The organism is Alcaligenes sp. Me129 (assembly GCF_050487245.1).
GTDB lineage: Bacteria > Pseudomonadota > Gammaproteobacteria > Burkholderiales > Burkholderiaceae_B > Alcaligenes > Alcaligenes phenolicus.
Genome location: NZ_JBKQGX010000028.1, coordinates 1 through 21010, shown reverse-complemented (window position 1 = coordinate 21010; position 21010 = coordinate 1). Strand labels below are relative to the sequence as shown.

Below are 21010 nucleotides of genomic sequence, written 5' to 3'. Positions count from 1 at the left end.
CTTGGCGGCCTCTCAAGGGGGGGGACTTACCCTTATCAAGGGCGACTGTCGGGAAATGTGCGTGTTCGCGTATTGCGCCGCGTATAAGGGGTACGGGTATTTGCTTAACCCTGTGTTATGAAGGGTTAATAAAAAAGCATATGACATCAAGGTTTTGCCAATCCTAGAATTAAAGCACTACAAACAGAAAATGGATGGCAAGGAGACCTTATGCAAGGCGTATACACAATCGCCCCGTTGGCTGCGGCTGTATTCCGCAAAAACACCCTGTCCCGCTGGGGACGTGTCAGCAGCAAAGCCGGCTTGATGCTGGCCACATTGGCTGCCGGCGTGGCCTTGAGCCTGCCCGCTCATGCGGTCAACCCCAATCAGGGCAAGATGTTCAAGGTGGCTGCAGACGTGGGCCTGGTTCCGTTTTTCATGCGCGGCACCGATGGCAAGCTGGATGGCTTTTCCAATGATCTGACCCAGGAAGTGGCCCGACGCATGGGTTACGAGGGGGCGGAGGTCATCGACACCCCGTTTTCCGCTATTTTTGCGGGCTTGTTTTCCAGTCGTTACGACATGGTGGCGGCTCCCACCAACACCACACGTGAACGTGCGGAGCAAATGCTGTTTGCCGAGCCGTATATGGCGGGCGGCCTGAGCTTTCTGGCTAAAAAGGGCGCGACCGTCAATGCACTGGAAGACCTGAAAGGCAAGACCATTGCCGTCAATAACGGCAGCTTCTCGGACCGCTGGTTGCAGGACAACCAGGAAAAATACGGCTACAAGATCCAGCGCTTCAACAAGAACACGGATGCCGTGCAGGCCGTGGCTATTGGTCGCGCCTTTGCCAATATGTCCGAGACTCCTTTGGCACGCTATATCGCCACCCAAACCCCCGCACTGGCCCCGGTCTACGACATGACCACCGAGGCTAACTACGCCTTTGCCTTCCGCAAGGACGACACGGCCCTGCGTAATCGCGTGGATGAAGTGCTGGAATGCATGAAGCAGGACGGCTCCCTGTCCAAGCTGCATGTGAAGTGGTTCGGTACGGAACCCAATGCTGGTACGGCCATGACGGTGATTTTCCCCGGCTATGGCGTGCCCGACTTCCCTGGCTACGAGCCCACCGAGCACACCCCCGACTGCTCCCGTCCTTAAAAGCGCCTTCGCGCTGTTTCTCTAGCTATATGGCCCTGCAGGGGCCGGTCCCCGCCTGCCCGACTGGCAGGCGGTCAAGGAGCGACCATGAGTGAAATTGTCCGCATCCAGGGCTTGCGCAAATCGTTTGGGCAGGCCGAAATTCTTAAAGGCATAGACCTGAGCGTCAACACCGGCGAAGTTGTCGTGATGATTGGCGGCTCGGGCTCGGGCAAAAGTACCTGTCTGCGCTGCATCAACCGTCTGGAAACCCCGACCAGCGGCACGATTGTGGTGGCTGGCAGTGATGTGACCTGTCCGCGCACCGACCTGAACCAGGTGCGCCAGAACATAGGCATGGTGTTTCAGGGCATACACCTGTACCCGCATATGACGGCGCTGGGCAATGTGATGCTGGCGCTGCGCAAGGTGAAAAAAGTGCCCAAGGCGCAGGCCGAAGAGCAGGCCCGCCATCATCTGGAACAGGTGGGTCTGGCCCAGCGTATCGAACACTATCCCAGCCAGTTGTCCGGCGGCCAGCAGCAGCGGGTGGGCATTGCCCGCGCGCTGGCGCTGGAGCCCAAAGTCATGCTGTTTGACGAGCCTACCTCGGGCCTGGACCCGGAGCTGGTCGGTGAAGTGCTGAACGTGATGAAACGCACCCGCGATGCGGGCATGACCATGGTGATTGTTACGCACGAAATGCAGTTTGCCCGCGAAGTAGGGGACCGCATTGTGTTCATGGACCAGGGCGTGATTCTGGACCAGGGCAGTCCCGATGAAATTCTGTGTAAGCCGCGTCACAAGCGTATTCAGGATTTTCTGAGCCGCATGAACTGAGGCCGGCCATGGATCAGATAATTTATTACTTCTTTAACTGGACGCTGATCAGCCCCTATTTGCCCGAGATCATGCAGGGCTTTTGGGTCACGCTGCAAATGGCCGTGATGACCGTGGTTCTGGGCACTGTCCTGGGCCTGGGTCTGGCCGTGTTGCGTTGCTACGGCTGGCGCCCCGTCAATATCTTGATGACCTTGTATGTGGACGTGTTCCGTGCGATTCCGCAGCTGGTCATTATTGTGCTGGTGTTCTTCGCTTTGCCGTCCCTCGGGATTGTGATTGAGCCCGTACCCGCCACGGTGCTGGCCTTGAGCCTGGTGCTGTCTGCCTTTGCAGAAGAAATCTTCTGGTCTGGCATTGCTTCAGTGCCTACGGGGCAGTGGGAAGCGGGCCGGTCCACCGGCATGGGTTTCAGTCAGACGCTGTTTGCCATCATCCTGCCGCAAGCCGTGCGCCTGGCGATTCCACCACTGACCAATCGCGCTATCGGAATTACCAAAGGCACCACCTTGGGTTCGGTGATTGCCGTGCCTGAGCTGCTTAATGTGTCCAGCAATATCCAGTCCAACATCGCCAACCCCACCGCCTTTACGGCCGGGGCCATTTTGTTCTGCCTGATTTTCTTCCCCTTCGTTCATCTGACGAGGGTGCTGGAACGGCGCTATGCGATCAAGTCGTAGGAGTGACGCGCTATGGAACTGATCGATACTTTTCTGAACCCGAAGATTCTTGCCGCCAGTTGGCCCTTGCTGCTTCAGGGCTTGTGGCTGACCGTCAAGCTCTCGGTGATCATCGTGCCGCTGGCTGCCTTGCTGGGTCTGGTGATTGCCTGCCTGCATTACCAGCAGCATCGCTGGCTGAACAGGCTGATCCTGCTGTACGTGGATTTCTTTCGTGCCTTCCCACCTTTGGTGCTGCTGATCTTCATTTACTACGGCCTGCCGTTCCTGGGCCTGCCCTTGAATGAGTTTTCCGCCACGGTGCTGGCGCTGGTTTTGAACAGCAGTGGTTACTTCGCGGAGATTTTCCGTGCCGGGCTGGAGTCGGTGTCCCCCGGCCAGAACGAGGCGGCGCGCTCGACCGGCTTGAACGCCCGTCAGGCCATGGCCTATGTGGTTGTGCCCCAAGGTGTGCGCAATGTAATTCCGGATCTGGCCAGCAACACGCTGGAAGCCATCAAGCAGACTTCGATTGCTTCGGCTGTGGCCTTGCCTGAACTGCTGCGTTCGGCCCAGATCGTGCAGGGCGAGACCTATAGCCAGACGCCTCTGGTGGCCGCTGCGCTGATTTACTTCATTCTTCTCTGGCCCTTGGTACGCATGATTTCGCGTATGCAAAAGCCATTTGTTATTCCACGTTGAGCCTAAGCGTAATTATGAAAAATAAAGGTGTCTTTTCCATTTGCCCCACTCCCTTCAAACCGGGTGGTGAGTTGGATTTGCAAAGCCTGGTCAGTCTGGTGAATTTCCAGCTGGAAGCCGGTATTCACGGCTTGGCGATTTTGGGAGTGATGGGTGAACTGCACAAGCTCAGTACGTTTGAGCGTCGGCGTGTCATTGAAACCGTCGTGGCGGCAGTGCGCGGTGCTGTGCCGGTCTGGGTGGGAGTGCGGGCCATGGGAACGGCAGCGGCGGTGGAGCAGGCTCGCAGCGCTGAAGATCTGGGGGCCGATGCGATTTTTGTCGCTCCCTTGGCGGGGGCGGATGACGATATGCAGGTGTCCTTTTACCGCCAGATTGTGCAGGCTATTCGTTTGCCGGTGGTCATTCACGACTTCCCGGAACTGTTCGCCGCCCGCATCAGTCCGGCCTTGGCTGTGCGTTTGAAGGCAGAGGCGGGTGTGTCCATTCTGAATTCCGAAGACCCTCCCGTCGGACAGAAGATTACCGCTGTGCGGGGTCTGTCGGGTGATGCCTTGCCGATCTTGAGTGGCTTGGGTGGCATGCATTTTCTGGAAGAGCTGCAACGGGGGGCCGATGGCGTGGTCACCGGCTTCTCCTTCCCGGAGATTCTGCTCAAGGTCTATGCCTTGCACCGTCAGGGCGAACAGGAGGAAGCCGCCCGTGTGTTTGACCGTTATTGCTCGCTGATCCGTTACGAGTTTCAGCCTTTGGTGGCGCTGGCCCTGCGCAAGTATTCCTATATGCGCCGTGGCATCATCGCCTGCGATGCGACGCGTGATCCGGCGACGGCTCTGGACCATATCAGCCGGGATGAGTTTGAGGCTGTGGTGCGCCGTGTGGGTCTGGACTTGTCGGCAACGGGTGTGCAAACCGTTTAAACCTTGCTGTTCTTGAGTAACTGCTGCATTTGTTGGATTTGCCGGGTAAATAACGTCTGGGGGGCCCCGGCGTTATTTAGCCGGTTTTTTTGCTTGCGCTTCTTCTTCTTCTTCTTCTTCTTCTTCTTCTTCTTTGGCCCTTGTAGAGCGGAGCTGTGTCCGAAGCAGGAGGCTGGCGAGATAAGGAAATAAGAAGCGTAAACGAGGCTGCATGTTTAGATCGTGTCTCGTGAAAACGCCGGTCTGGGCCGGGGGCCGTCCTCCGGGCTTGGCTCCTTGCCGGTGCTGCGCACCGGTGCCCTGGTCAGGCTTGCTATTCGGGCGCGCCCTGAACTCGCGAAAGTGCCTTGTCCCCCGGACAAGGCACAAGCATTTCGCTCAAACAGCAGGGCGCTTGTACCCCGAATAGCAAGCCTGCCTGCGGCAAGAAGCCTGAATCGCCCAGAGGACGGCCCCCGGCCCAGACCGGCTCACAATGACTATCAATATGAGCCCTTCCTCCTTTTGGAGTCTGGCGGTATGTGGCTCTTTGGGTTGCTGTCGCGGCGGGAGGGGCTTGAGGGGGGCGAGGTTGGCGTGTTGATCGTCGCTCTCAATAGTTAGCGGTGGGTGTGGGGGGACGCAAAAATAGGAGCCAAGCACTAACTATTGAGAGCCAGGCACTTCATGGGAGCATGAACCTTGCTCAGGATATCCCGCTCAACACAATGTTGTGCGTAATCGGGAGCTTGTCGTGCGTCTTTGACGCCGAAGCCAATGCGCTTGTCACGGTGATTGTTGTTGTCTCAGTCTCTTGTTCTTTTAGGTTTTCTTGCTCACTCAGGCGCTTTTATAGGCGCATAAGGAGTTGGTACAAGGACGAGAGGTGCTGCGGCCAGGCGGCTTTGGGTTGAAAAGCCTTTGACCAGGAGTTGGCCTCTAGCCTGCCTGGGTGTTGCCAGAGTTTTTGAAGTGGCTGGAGCCGCGCAGTATGATCAGACATTCTGCCCTTGGATCGGGATTGCCATGTTTGCCTATGTCGGGCTGCGTACTGCCTGCTTTGATACGCCTTTAGGGGCGATGCGTCTGTTGGTGGACGCTCAAGGTGCCTTGCTGCGTCTGGATTTCGAGGAAGAGACCGTCCATGGTCTGACACCCGAGCAATTGGCGGGTCTGATCTCCGAGCCTGCGTTGGCCGAGCCTGTGCGGACTCAACTGGATGCGTATTTTGCCGGTAAGCTGCAACAGTTTGATCTGCCTTTCAGCTTGCAAGGGACCGAGTTTCAGCAACAGGTCTGGCAGGCCTTGCTGAGCATTCCCTATGGTCAGACCTGGACTTATGGCCAGATGGCCGAACATCTGGGCCGTCCCAAGGCGGTCCGTGCTGTGGGTCAGGCCTGTGGTCTTAATCCCATCAGCATCATCGTGCCCTGCCATCGTGTGCAGGGTGCCAATGGCATGTTGACCGGCTTTAGCTCCGGTTTGCATCGCAAGGCCAGCTTGCTGGACTTTGAGCGCCGTGTGCATTTGACGGGCACAGGCGACATTCAGGCCAGCATGCCTGCCCAGCTGGATTTGTTCTAACGCAGGCCAGGGCTCACTCCGTACCCAAATCAACAAGCCCCCGTGCACAGAATCACAAGTCCGGGCTTGTCCTCGTCCCTATACTGGATTCGTTAAGAATCAACTATTCCGTGTGGAGACAGACTATGGGGCAGGACGTACAACCCGAGCGCAACGCGATTCGCGAACACATGATTATTGACGGCAAGCCCGTCACTGAATCTCAGGGACCCACGATTCCCGTTTACGACCCCGCAACAGGCCAGGTGATCGCGCATCAACCTGAGGCCGGTGCTGCTGGCGTAGACCTTGCCGTGCGTGCCGCACGCCAGGCTCTGGAGCAGGGCGAATGGGCTCAGATGCTGCCCGCCCAGCGCGAGCGCCTCTTGTTGCGTCTGGCTGATTTGATTGAATCCCACGCGGATGAGCTGGCTCGTCTGGAAACCCTGAACAACGGCAAGCTGCTGTTCTTCTCCTACGGCCTGGAAGTGGCGGCCAGCGCACAATGGCTGCGCTACATGGCTGGCTGGGCCACCAAGATGAATGGCGAATTGCTCTCGCCTTCCATCGGCTTTCCTCCCGGCGTGAAATACCACGCTTACACCCGCCAGGAACCGGTTGGTGTGGTGGGCGCTATCGTGCCCTGGAACTTCCCGCTGCTGATGGCGGTGTGGAAGATTGCGCCTGCCATGGCCGCCGGTTGTACCGTGGTTCTGAAGCCTGCTGAAGAGACACCGCTGACCGCCATTCGTCTGGCCGAGCTGGCTCTGGAAGCTGGTTTCCCCGCCGGTGTGATCAACGTGATCACGGGGCGTGGCGAAAGCACAGGTGCGGCTTTGACGGCTCACCCTGGCGTGAACAAGATCTCCTTTACCGGCTCCACGGAAGTGGGCAAGTTGATCGGTCATCAGGCCGTCAATGACATGAAGCGCATGTCTCTGGAGCTGGGCGGCAAATCCCCCGTGGTCATCATGGACGATTGCGATGTGGACATGGCCATTCAAGGTGCGGCCAACGCCATCTTCTTTAACCAGGGCCAGGTATGTACTGCCGGCTCGCGTCTGTTCGTGCAAAAAGGCATTTACGAGCGCGTGGTGCAGGGCGTAGCCGATCTGGCTTCTTCCATGACTCTGGGCTCGGGCTTTGAGCAGTCCACCCAGATTGCTCCGCTGATTTCCGCCCGTCATCAGCAGCGCGTGCAGAACTACATTGATGTGGGCCGCCAGCAAGGCGGTCGCATGTTGGCAGGCGAGGGTGCTCGCCCCGAGCAGGGCTACTTTGTACGTCCTACCGTGTTTGCCGACGTCGCTCCCGATGCTCGCATCATGCGTGAAGAAATCTTTGGTCCCGTGGTGGTCGCGACCCCGTTTGATACCGAGGCGCAGGCACTGCAGTTGGCCAACGATACAGACTTTGGCCTGGGTGCCAGCGTCTGGAGTCAGGATCTGGCCCGCGTCCAGCGTTTGACTGCTGGCATCAAGGCCGGAACCGTGTGGGTCAACACCCACAACATGCTGGACCCCAGCATGCCCTTTGGTGGCTACAAGCAGTCCGGCCTGGGTCGGGAGCACGGGCGCGCTGCGGTAGAGGCTTACCTGGAGACCAAATCGGTCTGCATGGCCTACCCGGCAGCCTAGCTAGGGATAAAGGCGCGAACACAATAACGATACCGTTCGCGCCTCTTTGAGGAGACAACAATAATGTATGCAATTTTGCAGCGGACCGCTCTGGCCTTGGCCTTGAGCGGCGTCAGTGCCGGTGCCGCCCTTGCGGGCGACCCCAGTGCGCGGGACTGGATTCCTGCTCCGGTAGGGACCAACATCCTGGCGGTCTACATGATGGGCCTGAAGTCTCACGGTTTTTATGATCAGGGTTCACGAATTGGCGACAGCCCCAAGTTGAATGTGCAAGGCATGATTTATCGTCAGATGCACTTTCGCGAACTGGCCGGCAAGACGGTGCAGTACGAGCTGATCGTGCCCGGTTTTCGCAACACGCTGGATGTTCCAGGGCAAGACCGGGATCGCATGACCGGTATTGGTGATGTGACTGCCGGTGCGGCCGTGTGGCTGCACAACGATCCGGAAAACCGTTTCTGGTTTGCGTGGGAACCTTTCATTACGGCTCCTACAGGTCGTTACCACGGCTCGCAGGCCGATGTGTCTTCCGGCAAGAACCGCTGGAGCACCATCCAGGACTTTGCGATTGTGAAAGGCTTTGGGGAGTCTTCCTTTATTGAAGGTGTGGCGGAATTCGAGTTCTTTGGCAACAACAAGAACTACTACGGCCAGACTCTGAAAAAAGACACGGCAATCCGCCTGATGGCCCTGGTTTCAACCAACCTGACTGAAAAGACTTATGTAGGTATGCGCTACCGCTACGAGACAGGTGGCCGTGAGCGGGTCAATGGCCAGACCACGGCGACGCGTGCACGTAACCACCAGTTGGCCGCCGAGATCACCCACCAGTTGACTGACGCTCACCAGGTGCAATTGCAGTACATCCATGATTTGAAAGTCGAGAATGGCCCGCGCATGCGCGGCCTGCAATTCCGTTATGCCTATGCGTTCTGACAGCGTGGACGCCCATGAGGAGAGACATCCAATGAAGTCTAAATTTAAATTAACGACCGCCGCCGCCATGTTGGGGCTGATGGTACTGGCCGGTGGCGCGCAGGCCCAGGACAAGCCGCGCGAAGTCCTGACAGGTGGTCACAGTGTGTCTGCCCCGCAGGAAAACCGTATCTACGTCATGGACTCGGTGTTCATGCACCTGACCGAAAGCCGTGTGCACGTTTATGACTACACCAACGGCAAGTTCCTGGGCATGGTACCCACCGCCTTCAACGGCCACGTGCAGGTGTCCAACGACGGCAAGAAAATCTACACCATGACCACCTATCACGAGCGCATTACGCGTGGAAAGCGCTCGGATGTGGTGGAAGTGTGGGATGCCGACAAGCTGACCTTCGAGAAGGAAATTTCCCTGCCACCCAAGCGTGTGCAAGGTCTGAACTATGACGGTCTGTTCCGTCAGACGACGGACGGCAAGTTCATCGTGCTGCAAAACGCCTCGCCAGCGACCTCGATCGGGATCGTGGACGTGGCCAAGGGTGATTATGTGGAAGACGTTACCGCTGCCGCCGGTTGCTGGAGCGTAATCCCCCAGCCCAACCGCCCACGCAGCTTCATGACTATTTGTGGCGATGGTGGCCTGTTGACCATCAATCTGGGCGAGGATGGTAAAGTCGCCAGCCAGTCGCGCAGCAAGCAGATGTTCTCCGTGAAGGATGATCCGATCTTTATCGCTCCGGCTCTGGACAAGGACAAGGCTCACTTCGTGTCCTACTACGGCAATGTCTACAGTGCGGATTTCAGCGGTGACGAGGTCAAGGTAGATGGCCCCTGGTCCTTGCTGAACGACCAAGACAAGGCCAAGAACTGGGTGCCCGGTGGCTACAACCTGGTGGGTCTGCATCGCGCCAGCGGTCGCATGTATGTGTTCATGCATCCCGATGGCAAAGAGGGCACTCACAAGTTCCCCGCGGCCGAGATCTGGGTCATGGACACCAAGACCAAGCAGCGTGTAGCCCGCATTCCAGGGCGTGATGCCTTGTCCATGACCATTGATCAGCAACGCAATCTGATGCTGACCCTGGACGGTGGCAATGTGAACGTCTATGACATCAGCCAGCCTGAACCCAAGTTGCTGCGCACCATTGAAGGCGCCGCAGAAGCATCCTTGCAAGTTCAGTTCCACCCAGTTGGGGGTGTCTGATATGGACCCGGTCCTGACCTATGCCAGCCTGGCTTGCTTGGCCGTGCTGATGGGACTGGGGGCGCTGGATAAACTGCGTCACTTCAGCCTGTTCGAGGCAGCCGTTGGCGGTTATCGATTGTTGCCGGAAGTGTTGTTACGACCGTTCAGTGTGCTGTTTGTCGCTGCCGAGGCCTTGAGTGCGCCTTTGCTGCTGTGGCCAGCTAGCCGTTCGCTGGGGGCGGTTCTGGCCCTGTGCGTCCTGCTGGTCGCCACCAGTGGCATTGTGATGAACCTGCTGCGTGGCCGCCGCGATGTGGATTGCGGCTGCTCCGGGCTGGGGGAATCCTCCGGTGGTCTGTCCTGGTGGCTGGTGGCTCGCAATGCCTTGCTGGCTGCGCTGGCGGTGGCCAGCGGTGACTGGGCCATCAGCAGCGCCCGTGAACTGGTCTGGGTGGACGGTTTGACCTTCTTTGGTGCCACCTTGGCCTTGCTGGGCCTGTACTATGCGGCCAACCAGCTGATCGAATCCCATCTGAAATTCCAGAAAATGCAGAATTCTTAGGAGACCTAAATGACCGCTTTAATGATTTCCAACGTCATTTTATGGGTAATCGTACTGGCCCTGGTGCTGGTTGTACTTGCCCTGTCGCGCCAGATTGGCGTGTTGTACGAACGGGTAGCCCCCATGGGCGCCCTGACTATGGATAAAGGCCCGCAGGTGGGTGATGCCGCTCCCGTCATGGAATTGCAGGACCTGCGCGGTCGTGCCGTTACCGTGGGCGTGGCTGGCCCGCGTAGCCAGTTGATTTTCTTCATGTCGCCTACCTGCCCGGTGTGCAAGAAGCTCTTGCCGATTCTGAAGTCCATTCAGGGCTCGGAAGGTCAGTGGGTAGATATTGTGCTGGCCAGTGATGGCGAGATGCCCGAGCATCTGGCTTTCTACCAGAAAGCACAACTGGACGCCTTCCCTTACGTCCTGTCCACACAGCTGGGCATGGGCTTTCAGATCAGCAAACTGCCTTACGCCGTCCTGATCGACGAGAACGGTGTGGTGCGCGGCAAGGGTCTGGTCAATTCGCGTGAACAGCTGGAAAGCCTGTTTACCGCCAAAGACCTGGGCGTGGCCTCGGCGCAAGAATACTTGGCCGGTGACTCGGGCATGAAGCAAGTGCAGGTATCACGAAAGGAGAACGTCAATGCGTTGGCTGGATAAATTTGGGGAGAGCCTCTCCCGTTCTGTGGCCCACAAGACTTCGCGTCGCAGCGTGCTGCGCTCGGTGGGCAAATTAATGGTCGGTTCGGCCTTTGTGTTGCCTGTATTGCCGGTGGCTCGCGCCGCCGATGGTGGTGGCAGCAGCAGTGGTGCCGATCACATCAGTCTGAATCCCGATCTGGCGAATGAAGACGAAGTGAACTCCTGCGACTACTGGCGTCATTGTGCGGTGGACGGGTTCCTGTGCTCTTGCTGCGGTGGCACGACCACCACCTGCCCTCCGGGCTCGACGCCTTCGCCCATCTCGTGGATTGGCACCTGCCACAACCCGCATGATGGCAAGGACTACCTGATCAGCTACCACGACTGCTGCGGCAAGACCGCTTGCGGCCGCTGCCAGTGCAACACGCAGACCCGCGAGCGCCCTGGTTACGAGTTCTTCCTGCACAATGACGTGAACTGGTGCATGGCGAACGAGAACAGCACCTTCCATTGCACGACATCGGTACTGGTTGGCTTGGCTAAAAACTAAAAAAGGCCCGTCGGGCTGCCAGTCATGCGGGAAGAACGGTCCTTGGGACGCCAGTTCTTTCCTGCATAGGCAGCCCCAGGGTTTGAACAAGGTGCCGGGCGGCCAGGATGGCGTTCGGTCACTTAAGGAGGCATCACTGTGTGGACATCTTTGCGCCTGGCCTGTTTGGGCGCCGTACTCCTGGCGTTTACGCCTTGGGCCCATGCCCAAGAAGAGATGGCCGGAACGGGCGATTACCTGCAAAGTTCGCAGGCTTTCAAAGACTATATGCTGCAATGCGCAGGTTGCCATCGCTACGATGGCCAGGGCCTGACGCATCGGGGCATCCCCAATTTCAACCAGTCCATTGGCTTGTTTACACGCCTGCCAGCTGGACGGGACTATATGATTCGAGTGCCCGGTGCCTCGCAGTCGCAACTGGATAATGCCGATCTGGCTCGTGTGCTGAACTGGATTGTGGCCAAGTTCAGCCCGGAAGAAATGACACCCGATTACCGACCCTTTACCTCGGCCGAGGTAGGGGCATCGCGCCGGCATCGTTTTGATGATGTACTCAAGGCGCGTACGGAGCTAACCGTCAAGATGAACAGTATGGGTCTGGAGCCTGCGCCCTACCTGTACGGCTCCATGGATCGCTGATACAGCGGGTTAACGACCGTAGACGCTTGAATTTTTTAGGGCTATAAGAAAGGGGGCATATTCTGCCCCTTACCCCGATCAATTGTGTTGGCCGAAAGGGCACTCAGGCAATGTCTATGTTATTGCGCACTCCCTCTGCTTCTTTCAAGAGCCTGGCTGCTTGGCAGGAAGTGGTGTGCGCGTACTTTGTGCCCTTGGAAGTTCAGCCGGATTCTCGCCGTGGTTTCTCCAACCGGGCGGCAACCGATCGCATGGGTTCGGTCGATGTCATGGAACTGTGTACCAGCGCGCAGCGCGTGCGTCGTACCCAGGCCTTGGCCAGCCGATCCGAGCAGGCGCTGTACAAGGTCACCTTGCAGATCAGTGGCAGCAGTCAGATTCAGCAGGATAATCGCAGTGGCATCTTGCACGCCGGGGAGTGGGGCATTTATGACACCACCCGCCCTTACGAAGTGGCCGTGCAGGATCAATCCCATTTTCTGGTCTTGCAGTTCGAGGAAGAGCGTTTGCTGCCTTGGTTGCCCTGGCTAAGCGATGCGGTGGCCCGCTCGTTCTCCGCCACGACAGGTCCGGCCCGAATTGCCATGGATATGCTGCGTTTGGGTTTGCAGGAGCGCGGGCACTTGTCGCCCTCGGCCTTGAGCGAACTGTCCCAGACCGTGATTCGCATGATGGCTCTGAGCCTGGCCGATGGTCGCCCGGTGACGACCGAGTCCGCCCTGGACGAAGTGCGGCGCGGGCAGCTACTGCAAATTCAGCAATACGTGCAGGATCATCTGGGTGATACCGGTTTGAATGCCCAGTCCCTGGCGCTGCAGTTTCGCATTTCACGCCGTTATCTCTACAAGCTGTTCGAGCTGTGCGGGCAAGCGCCTGCCGATTACATCATGGCCGCCCGCCTGGAGCGCGCCTGTCAATTGTTGGTGGACGGCAAACCCGGTCGGCAGATCAGTGAGCTGGCCTGGCAAATGGGCTTTTCCGACGCGGCCGTGTTCAGCCACGCCTTCCGGCGACGCTATGGCGTATCGCCCAGCGAATGGCGTCGCAGCCGTATTTGCGGCGATTAAGTACAGCTACGTAGACGCAACTCCGACTTATCGCAGACGGGTCGGATTTCTATCCTAGAGGCTCATGATTATGGGGCGGCCGGTGTGGTTCGCCCGGCTTCTCAAGGACAGTCTTATGCGTCTACACCTCGATTGTGCGTTGCTGCACACCCAGCCATCGTGGGCTCAGAATCTACTGGCCATCATCCCGCCTTGCGAGCGCTTGCAGCTGCATGTTCTGCAGGCGCCACCACCGCCCCATCCCGATCAGGAGTATTTGTTTTTGCGCAGCGCATCGGCCTTGCTGCTGCGTTTTGATGCCTGTCTGATTCCCATCGAAGCGGCCACCCTGATTCACGTGCGTCGAGCCTTGTCGGTGGCCCAAGGTCATTTGCCAGTGCCGGTCTTTGGTTTGCTGCGGGGTGCTATCAAGGCCGCGGCCCTGACAGACCTGCTGGAACTGGGTCTGGCAGACTACGTGCGCGAGCCTTTATGCCTGGACGATTTGCGCGCCCGCATCAATCGTCAGCGTTTACAGACCTCTTCCCACGCTTTGAATGAACCGGGGCTGTCGGGTCGGATACACTATAGGGTGCAGGAAAACCAGGATCTGGTCCTGCACCCCGGCCCAACGGAGCAGCGCCTGTCGCAAACGATCTTGCAACAGGAGGGGACAACGCTGGAAGCCTATGCCGCTGCGGTAGCCTCGCGCTACGCCAGCAGCCAGGAATCTTTCAAAGTTGCCAAGGGACGGATAGTGGCCCGCTTCGAGCAGGCTTATATCCACGCCGCCCTTGATCGCCATAGCGGCAATATCGCCATGGCGGCCCGCTCCGCGCAAAAGCACCGGCGTGCTTTCTGGGCACTGATGCGCAAACACCATATCGATGCAGCACGCTTTCGATCCGCGTCAAACCCAGACGACGAACACGATGGTTAAAATTAACAGGCATTTTTCAATAGGGATTGCCGTGTCTTTACCTCAATTAAAAAACGATGTTTTCCTGCGCTCGCTGTTGCGCGAACCTGTGCCGTACACCCCCATCTGGCTGATGCGTCAGGCCGGGCGTTATTTGCCTGAATACAATGCCACCCGTGCCCAGGCTGGCTCCTTCATGCAATTGGCTCAGAATCCCGAATTTGCGTGCGAAGTAACCTTGCAGCCCCTGCGTCGTTTCGATCTGGATGCCGCCATTCTGTTCTCGGACATCCTGACCGTGCCACACGCCATGGGCCTGGGTCTGGATTTCGTCGCTGGTGAAGGCCCGCGTTTTGCCCGTCCTGTACGCAACGAAGCCGACGTCATGGCGCTGGAAGCGCCGGACATGGCCAAGCTGCAATACGTGTTTGATGCTGTCTCGCTGATCCGCAAGGAACTGGACGGCAAAGTACCGCTGATCGGCTTTGCCGGCAGCCCCTGGACCATTGCCTGCTACATGGTGGAAGGCCAGGGCTCGGACGACTACCGTCTGGTGAAAAGCATGATGTATCAGCGTCCGGACCTGATGCACCGCATGCTGGAAATCAATGCCCAAACCACCTGCGACTACCTGAACAATCAGATCCGTGCCGGCGCACAGGCTGTGATGCTGTTCGATAGCTGGGGTGGTGTATTGTCCGACTCCCTGTTCCAGGAATTCTCCCTGGCCTACACCCGTAAAGTGGTGGATGGCTTGATTCGCGAGCATGACGGCAAGCGCGTCCCTGTCATCGTCTTTACCAAGGGCGGCGGCATGTGGCTGGAAGATATTGCTGGCTGTGGCGCTGATGCCATGGGTGTGGACTGGACGGTGAACCTGTCCCGTGCGCGCGCTCGTATTGGTGACAAACAGGCCTTGCAAGGCAATCTGGACCCCATGACCATGTTCGGTGGCGAAGAAGCCATCCGTCGTGAAGCCCGTCGTGTTATTGATGACTTTGGCCCTGTGGGGCAGGGCGGTCACGTGTTCAACTTCGGCCACGGTATTTCGCGTTTCACCGATCCGGAAGCCGTGGGCATTCTGGTCGACGAAGTGCATTCCTACAGCCGTCGACACCACAGCGTTTGATAGTCTTTGCGCACGGGCTGTCGCAGCTTGTGCGCAAAGTTATGCACACAGACAGGGCTGGGTTTGAGGTCTTTATATTTAAGGTTTAATTTCAATACCCAGTTTTAATTAGTTGATTTCTCTGCGTTTTATCCTTATTTCAGAGATATTGGAAATTAAATTGTATCTGTGCTTGCTTCTTTGTATTTTTTGTTCATGTCATTTTCCCCAAAGTTATCCACAGGTCGCTAAGCTCTTGACTTATCAGGCTTTCAGCCAGGCCAGCCCTTTTTTGAACCACCATCCATGACCGCCACTCCTGACGCTATTTCTGCATCGGCAAGCACCGGACCTTTCTGGCTGCATGTGGCTTTGGACGTTCCCCTGGATGGGGTGTTTGATTATCAGCACCACGAACCCGTCCTGATCGGACAGCGGGTCATTGTGCATTTTGGGCGGCGGCAGATGATAGGCGTGGTGGTGGCCTTGCCGGAGCAACCTTCCTACCCGCCCGAGCAGGTCAAGGCGATTGATCAGCTGCTGGATGACTTGCCGCCTTTCCCGCAGGACTGGTTGCGGATGGCGCGCTTTGCGTCTACCTATTACCACCGTCCGCTGGGCGAGGTCATGATGCCGTCCTTGCCAGGGCCTTTGCGCAAACCCTCTGCCTATCTGGGCAAGCGTTCCGCTGGTGGTCCGGTATTGCGCATGGCCAAGCGCAAGGAAAAGAAGGTGGAGCCGGTGGACAGCGATGTCCTGCCCGTGCTCAATGCCGAGCAGCAGGCTGCGGTAGATGGCATTGTGGCGGCCAAACCCGGAAGCTGCCTATTGCTGCATGGCGTAACGGGTAGCGGGAAAACCGAAGTCTATATGCGGGTGCTGGAACAAGTGCTGGCCGCTGGTCGGCAAGTCCTGTTCATGGTGCCCGAAATCAATCTGACACCTCAGTTCGAGCAGGTCCTGCGTGCCCGCTTGGCGCGCGTCTTGCCCGGCGATGTGCTGGCTGTCTTGCATAGTGGTCTGTCCGAAGGTGAACGGCTGCGCTCCTGGTTGCGCGTCAACAGTGGTCAGGCGCGCATTTTGTTGGGAACACGGCTGTCCATCTTCACGCCCATGCCCGAGCTGGGCCTGATTATTGTGGACGAGGAGCACGACGCTTCTTACAAGCAGCAAGATGGCTTGCGTTACTCCGCTCGGGATCTGGCTGTGTGGCGTGGCTACGATCTGAAAGTGCCAGTGGTGCTGGGTTCAGCCACCCCTTCGCTGGAAAGCTGGAATCATGCCCGACAAGGGCGCTATAGCCTGTTGAGCCTGCCCAAGCGTGCGCGAGAGGTTTCCTTGCCCCGAGTGCGTCTGGTCGATACCCGCCATTTGCGCCTGGAGTCGGGCTTTTCTCCCCAACTGCTGGATGCGCTGGAAGCATGTCTGGAGCGCGGCGAGCAATCGCTGGTTTTCATTAACCGGCGTGGCTACGCGCCTGTGCTGCATTGCGCCTCTTGCGGCTGGCTGTCTCAATGTCCGCGTTGCACGGTGTACACCGTGCTGCACCGGCAAAATGGCTTCAAGCACAATTTGCAGTGCCACCATTGCGGTTATCAGGCCCCCGTGCCGCGTGCTTGCCCGGATTGCGGCGATCAGGACTTGCAGCCTATGGGGCGTGGCACTCAACGTATTGAAGAGTTTCTGGGCGAGCGTTTTCCCAATGCCCGCCTGGTGCGTATCGACGCGGATAGCACCCGCTTGAAGGGCAGCGCGCAGCAATTGTTCGAGCAGGTGCATGCGGGCGAAGTGGACATCATGGTGGGCACCCAGATGGTGGCCAAAGGTCATGACTTCACGCGCCTGAGCGTCGTCGGTGTGCTCAATGCTGATGCCACCTTGTTCGCCCATGATTTCCGCGCGCCCGAGCGTCTGTTTGCTCAACTGATGCAGGTAGCAGGCCGGGCCGGTCGCCATACCGAAGGGGCGGATGTCATCATCCAGACGGGTTACCCGGAGCAGGCCGTTTATCAAAGTCTGATCAAGCACGATTACATAGGCTTTGCCCAAAGCGCCTTGAACGAGCGCGAGTCCGTGGGTTTGCCGCCTTTTGCCTATCAGGTGCTTCTGTCTGCCGAAGCGCCGCAATTGGCAGATGCCATTCGCTTGTTGACCCAGGCACGTCGTTTGCCTGAAGAATATCCGAATGAATTTCCGGGTGCGGATCAGGTTTTCCTGTACGATCCGGTGCCTTTACGTGTTTTGCGCGTTGCCAAAGTGGAGCGTGCCCAGTTGCTGTTGGAAAGCGCCCATCGTCCGGCCTTGCAAGCCTTTGTGCGCTATTGGGGGCCACAGGTCGCGCAGTTGGCCAAGCAGCATAAAGTGCGCATTACGATTGAGGTTGATCCTCTCGAAATTTAAGACTCTCCAGGCTCATGTGCGGACGGAAACAGTAGGAGCATCTCGGGTACAGCAGGGTGTATCCTTGACCGCTATGCAGCTATGAGCCAAGAGGCAGGAAGCGATGAGGCTGTGGCGCGATGTTGTTGCCCTGCCGCTGTCATGCTCTTGTACCTCGTTTCCGCTGTATCTCTGTGTTGGCCTTTCGCTTGTCATCAAACCATACTCGGCTTGGCCGGGATTCCACTTTTAGTTTTGCACGCTGTTTGGCTTTGAACCTCGTTTTCTTGCCTAGTATTCATTGATTTCACCATGTCCACCTCCGTCACTACACCAGGCCATACCGTCCCCACCGACCTGAACGCCATGCAGCGTCAGGCTGTGTTGTATATGGATGGGCCTTGCCTGGTGCTGGCCGGAGCGGGCAGTGGCAAGACACGGGTGATCACGCAGAAAATCGCTTATCTGCTGCGCGAGTGTGGGTACACGGGCCGACAAGTGGTCGCACTGACTTTTACCAATAAAGCCGCGCGTGAAATGAACGAGCGGATTCGCGCCCTGGTAGATCCCAAGCTGTTGCGAGGGCTGACCGTCAGCACCTTCCACTCTCTGGGCTTGCGCATGTTGCGTGAGGAAGCACAGCATGTGGGCTTGAAGCCGCGCTTTTCCATTCTGGATTCCAACGATGCGCTGGCAATTATTCAGGAACTGCTGGCTACCACGGATAAAGGCCGCCTGAAGTCCGTTCAGCAGGAAATCTCCTTATGGAAAAACGCCTTGATGGGGCCGGACGATGCGGAGCGTGCCGCAAACTCGCCCAGCCAGATCGAGGCGGCTCGTATTTACCGCGACTACGCCGCCACCTTGATTGCCTATCAGTCGGTGGACTTTGATGATCTGATCCGCCTGCCTGCGCAGTTGATGGAAGACAATCAGGAAGTACGCGAGCGCTGGCAGCGTCGGGTGCAGTATCTGCTGGTGGACGAGTATCAGGACACTAACCTCTGTCAGTATCGGCTGGTGCGTTCTCTGACGGGTCAGCGCAATATGTTTACCGTGGTGGGGGACGACGATCAGGCTATTTACGCCTGGCGTGGCGCTACCGTGGAGAATCTGGCGCAGCTTCCCAAGGATTACCCGGACCTGAAAGTCGTGAAGCTGGAGCAGAACTATCGTTCGGTGCAGCGCATCTTGCAGGCTGCCAATAATGTTATTGGCAATAATCCCGTCGTGTTCGGTAAGAAGCTCTGGTCTGACCTGGGCTTTGGTGAGCCTATCCAGGTCCACGTGACGGACGACGAGCAGAACGAGGCCGATTCAGTGGCCATGCGTATCTCGGCAGAGCGCTTCGAGCGTCAGGCCGAGTGGCGAGATTTTGCGGTGCTGTACCGTGGCAACCATCAGGCCCGCATCTTTGAGCAGGCGCTGCGCAATCTGCGCATTCCCTACACCATCTCGGGTGGGCAGAGTTTCTTTGACAAGGCCGAGATTCGCGACATCCTGTCTTACTTGCGAGTCGTTGCGAACGACGATGATGATCCGGCATTCATCCGCGCAGCGACGACACCCAGGCGCGGAATTGGGCAGGCTACCTTGCAGGTGCTGGGTCAGTTTGCGGCGGAACAAAAGCTGTCTTTGTATTCCGCCGTCTCGCAAATCGCTCTGACGGATCGCTTACCGGAAAGGCAGTTGGAGCCTTTAAGTGTCTTTGCGCAGTTTATTGGCCGTATCCAGCAAAGAGCGGACCGGGTAGAGAGCGATCAGGAAGGACACGAGACGGCCGTCAGCGAATTGCTGGACGAGCTGCTGCGGGCGATTGATTACGAGCGCTATCTCTACGATATGTTCGACGAGCGCCCCGCGCAGACTCGTTGGGAAAATGTGCTGGAATTGATTACGTGGTTGAAGTCCAAAGCGGCAGACGATCAGCTGAGTTTGAATGACTTGGTGCAGCGAGTTGCCCTGATCACCATGTTGGAACGCGGTGAGGATGAAGACCCGGATGCGGTCAAATTGTCCACGCTCCATGCTTCCAAAGGTCTGGAGTATCCGCATGTGTTCTTGGTGGGGGTGGAAGAGGGGTTGCTGCCGCACATTGGGCGCGATGACGAAGATATAGACCCGGATAAAGAAGCCGATATTCTGGCCCAGCGCATTCAGGAAGAGCGGCGTCTGATGTACGTGGGTATTACGCGTGCGCAGCGCAGCTTGCGCTTGAGCTGGTGCAAGAAGCGCAGACGCGCACGTGAGAATCTGGTGCGTGAGCGCTCACGCTTTATTGATGAGATGAAGATCGAAGACCCTGGTGCCCAGGAAGATCCGGCGCAGGCGGCTTTAAGTCCCAAGCAGCGACTGGATATGTTGAAGAACTTGTTGAACAAGTCTTGAGCAGTGCTTTTTGATCAAGGACGATTTAGTGCTGGGCCTATGTTTTGTGAGGCGTCGTAGTTCTGCAGGCCAGCTTTTGCTGGCCTTTTTCATGTTCTGCGGCGCTGGAAGAAACGCTCTCCGTGCCTGGCTTGTCTTGATCTTGGGGCTGGGGAGACGCCTTGTGAGGTGCTTGCGCCCAATGAGCCAAGGTTCTGCGATGCATGAAGGTGTGCCCTTGGAAAGGCGGCATTGGCAAACGCAGAAAAAACAAAAGCCTGCTAAATCAGCAGGCTTTTCAACATCAAGCGGTGTTTTGCTTGAGCGTTACGACGGTGATGCGTGGCTTACCAGTAGCTGGCCGACATGCGGGAATCGCGGATGCGGGCTTCGTTCAAGGCACGGGTCAGTTCGACCATGTACTTGAACACCACGTTTGCGGCTTTGGAAACTTGTTTGGCCGCTGCTTTGGTCAGTGCAGTTAAAGACACGGATTCACCATTTTCCAGGGCATGCTGCATTACCCCACGCTCAACAGCATCACTCCAGTGAATGTAGTGCGAGTAAGTGGTCATGGTAGACATTTGCTTTCCCTTTAAGGTGAAGGTCTAAGTTACGAGTCCTCATTATAGGGTTTTCCCTAGTATAAAAGCAAGGGTAAACCCTAGGGATTGGATTAGCCTGTGGTTTTTAGGGGAAAACCCTAGGGTTGTTTGGAAAGGGAAATTAAATCAAAGGCTTATGGGGGTGGGGTTTGTAGGGTTTTGCGGGTTTTAGGTGGGGAGTGGAGTCCTTGCGGCAGCCCTTGCTGGCTTGAGGCTGGGTCGGAGCGGAAGCTTGCCGGTGCTGCGCACCGGTGCCCTTGTCTGGGGCTGTTGTAGGGCGCACCTTGAACTCGTTCAGTGGTTTGTCCCCCGGACAAACCACAAGCGTTGAACTCAAACAGCAAGGTGCTTGCATCCCTACAACAGCCCCAGACGGCGGCAAGCCCCCTGAATGCTCCAATCCAGCCTCAAGCCAGCAAGGGCTTCAGAATGGTGGCATCCAACAACCAACAACCAACAGCCAACAGCCAACAGCCGACAACCCACAACTAATCGCTCTGGCTGCTTCTTGCTGCAATCCGTTGCCAGGCAAATAAAGCTGGCAGATATGGATGACAGGCTCGTAGGCTAGTTGTAGGCAGCAGGCAGCAGGCAGCAGGCAGCAGGCAGCAGGCAGCAGGCAGCAGGCAGCAGGCAGCAGGCAGCAGGCAGC

Annotated in this window: 20 protein-coding genes; 18 read left to right on the top strand and 2 right to left on the bottom strand. The window is 57.6% G+C overall.

Features of this window, described 5'->3' with window-relative positions; genetic code table 11:
* Window positions 1–210 precede the first annotated feature (210 nt).
* The 5 genes from ACLPGZ_RS18895 to ACLPGZ_RS18875 all read left to right on the top strand — a co-directional run bounded on the left by ACLPGZ_RS18895 (window position 211) and on the right by ACLPGZ_RS18875 (window position 4249).
* Window positions 211–1149 carry a substrate-binding periplasmic protein gene (locus ACLPGZ_RS18895; protein WP_239055031.1) on the top strand — a complete coding sequence of 313 codons (939 nt, stop codon included), beginning with the start codon at window positions 211–213 and terminating at the stop codon, window positions 1147–1149.
* Window positions 1150–1236: 87 nt separating this feature from the next.
* Window positions 1237–1968: an amino acid ABC transporter ATP-binding protein gene (locus tag ACLPGZ_RS18890; protein WP_009462730.1), complete on the top strand. Its 732-nt coding sequence runs from the start codon at window positions 1237–1239 to the stop codon at window positions 1966–1968.
* An 8-nt stretch (window positions 1969–1976) separates the two neighbouring features.
* A complete protein-coding gene (locus ACLPGZ_RS18885) occupies window positions 1977–2648 on the top strand; it encodes an amino acid ABC transporter permease (RefSeq protein WP_026484058.1) in 672 nt (223 codons plus the stop codon).
* A gap of 12 nt (window positions 2649–2660) precedes the next feature.
* Window positions 2661–3329 carry an amino acid ABC transporter permease gene (locus ACLPGZ_RS18880; protein ID WP_009462726.1) on the top strand — a complete coding sequence of 223 codons (669 nt, stop codon included), beginning with the start codon at window positions 2661–2663 and terminating at the stop codon, window positions 3327–3329.
* A 14-nt stretch (window positions 3330–3343) separates the two neighbouring features.
* Window positions 3344–4249, top strand: a complete 906-nt coding sequence (locus ACLPGZ_RS18875) for a dihydrodipicolinate synthase family protein (RefSeq protein WP_021447062.1) — start codon at window positions 3344–3346, stop codon at window positions 4247–4249.
* A 72-nt stretch (window positions 4250–4321) separates the two neighbouring features.
* On the opposite strand, the gene ACLPGZ_RS18870 is transcribed toward ACLPGZ_RS18875, so the two are convergent.
* Window positions 4322–4462, bottom strand: a complete 141-nt coding sequence (locus tag ACLPGZ_RS18870) for a hypothetical protein (RefSeq protein ID WP_429641833.1) — start codon at window positions 4460–4462, stop codon at window positions 4322–4324.
* A 792-nt stretch (window positions 4463–5254) separates the two neighbouring features.
* Here ACLPGZ_RS18870 and ACLPGZ_RS18865 point away from each other — a divergent pair.
* The 13 genes from ACLPGZ_RS18865 to ACLPGZ_RS18805 all read left to right on the top strand — a co-directional run bounded on the left by ACLPGZ_RS18865 (window position 5255) and on the right by ACLPGZ_RS18805 (window position 19774).
* Window positions 5255–5812 carry a methylated-DNA--[protein]-cysteine S-methyltransferase gene (locus tag ACLPGZ_RS18865; protein ID WP_239055033.1) on the top strand — a complete coding sequence of 186 codons (558 nt, stop codon included), beginning with the start codon at window positions 5255–5257 and terminating at the stop codon, window positions 5810–5812.
* Between the two features lie 125 nt (window positions 5813–5937).
* Window positions 5938–7428, top strand: a complete 1491-nt coding sequence (locus ACLPGZ_RS18860; protein ID WP_239055034.1) for an aldehyde dehydrogenase family protein — start codon at window positions 5938–5940, stop codon at window positions 7426–7428.
* 63 nt (window positions 7429–7491) lie between these two features.
* Window positions 7492–8364, top strand: coding sequence for a transporter (locus tag ACLPGZ_RS18855; protein WP_051316325.1), 873 nt, complete (start codon window positions 7492–7494; stop codon window positions 8362–8364).
* Window positions 8365–8395: 31 nt separating this feature from the next.
* Entirely contained in the window at window positions 8396–9568 is a 1173-nt protein-coding gene (locus tag ACLPGZ_RS18850; RefSeq protein WP_083054306.1) for an amine dehydrogenase large subunit, read from the top strand.
* 1 nt (window position 9569) lies between these two features.
* Window positions 9570–10112 (top strand): MauE/DoxX family redox-associated membrane protein, encoded by a 543-nt coding sequence (locus tag ACLPGZ_RS18845; protein ID WP_009462709.1) that lies wholly within the window; start codon window positions 9570–9572, stop codon window positions 10110–10112.
* Between the two features lie 9 nt (window positions 10113–10121).
* Window positions 10122–10763, top strand: a complete 642-nt coding sequence (gene mauD / locus ACLPGZ_RS18840; protein WP_009462707.1) for a methylamine dehydrogenase accessory protein MauD — start codon at window positions 10122–10124, stop codon at window positions 10761–10763.
* Window positions 10747–11295, top strand: a complete 549-nt coding sequence (locus tag ACLPGZ_RS18835; protein ID WP_429641830.1) for a methylamine dehydrogenase light chain — start codon at window positions 10747–10749, stop codon at window positions 11293–11295. Before mauD ends, ACLPGZ_RS18835 begins: the two co-directional genes overlap by 17 nt.
* Before the next feature lie 138 nt (window positions 11296–11433).
* Window positions 11434–11934, top strand: coding sequence for a cytochrome c family protein (locus ACLPGZ_RS18830; protein WP_021447058.1), 501 nt, complete (start codon window positions 11434–11436; stop codon window positions 11932–11934).
* A 116-nt stretch (window positions 11935–12050) separates the two neighbouring features.
* The gene (locus ACLPGZ_RS18825) at window positions 12051–13001 is read left to right on the top strand and encodes an AraC-like ligand-binding domain-containing protein (protein ID WP_009462703.1); all 951 of its coding nucleotides are present in this window, start codon (window positions 12051–12053) and stop codon (window positions 12999–13001) included.
* Between the two features lie 115 nt (window positions 13002–13116).
* Window positions 13117–13920 carry a hypothetical protein gene (locus ACLPGZ_RS18820; protein ID WP_035269207.1) on the top strand — a complete coding sequence of 268 codons (804 nt, stop codon included), beginning with the start codon at window positions 13117–13119 and terminating at the stop codon, window positions 13918–13920.
* A 31-nt stretch (window positions 13921–13951) separates the two neighbouring features.
* Complete coding sequence (gene hemE, locus ACLPGZ_RS18815; RefSeq protein WP_239055035.1) at window positions 13952–15028, top strand: uroporphyrinogen decarboxylase; 1077 nt, start codon at window positions 13952–13954, stop codon at window positions 15026–15028.
* A 285-nt stretch (window positions 15029–15313) separates the two neighbouring features.
* On the top strand, window positions 15314–17407 hold the full coding sequence (locus ACLPGZ_RS18810) for a primosomal protein N' (RefSeq protein WP_035269214.1): 2094 nt from the start codon (window positions 15314–15316) through the stop codon (window positions 17405–17407).
* A 291-nt stretch (window positions 17408–17698) separates the two neighbouring features.
* A complete protein-coding gene (locus ACLPGZ_RS18805) occupies window positions 17699–19774 on the top strand; it encodes a UvrD-helicase domain-containing protein (protein WP_009462695.1) in 2076 nt (691 codons plus the stop codon).
* Window positions 19775–20100: 326 nt separating this feature from the next.
* Here the strand turns inward: ACLPGZ_RS18805 and ACLPGZ_RS18800 are convergent, their stop codons facing one another.
* Complete coding sequence (locus ACLPGZ_RS18800; RefSeq protein WP_022983381.1) at window positions 20101–20337, bottom strand: hypothetical protein; 237 nt, start codon at window positions 20335–20337, stop codon at window positions 20101–20103.
* Window positions 20338–21010: the final 673 nt, after the last annotated feature.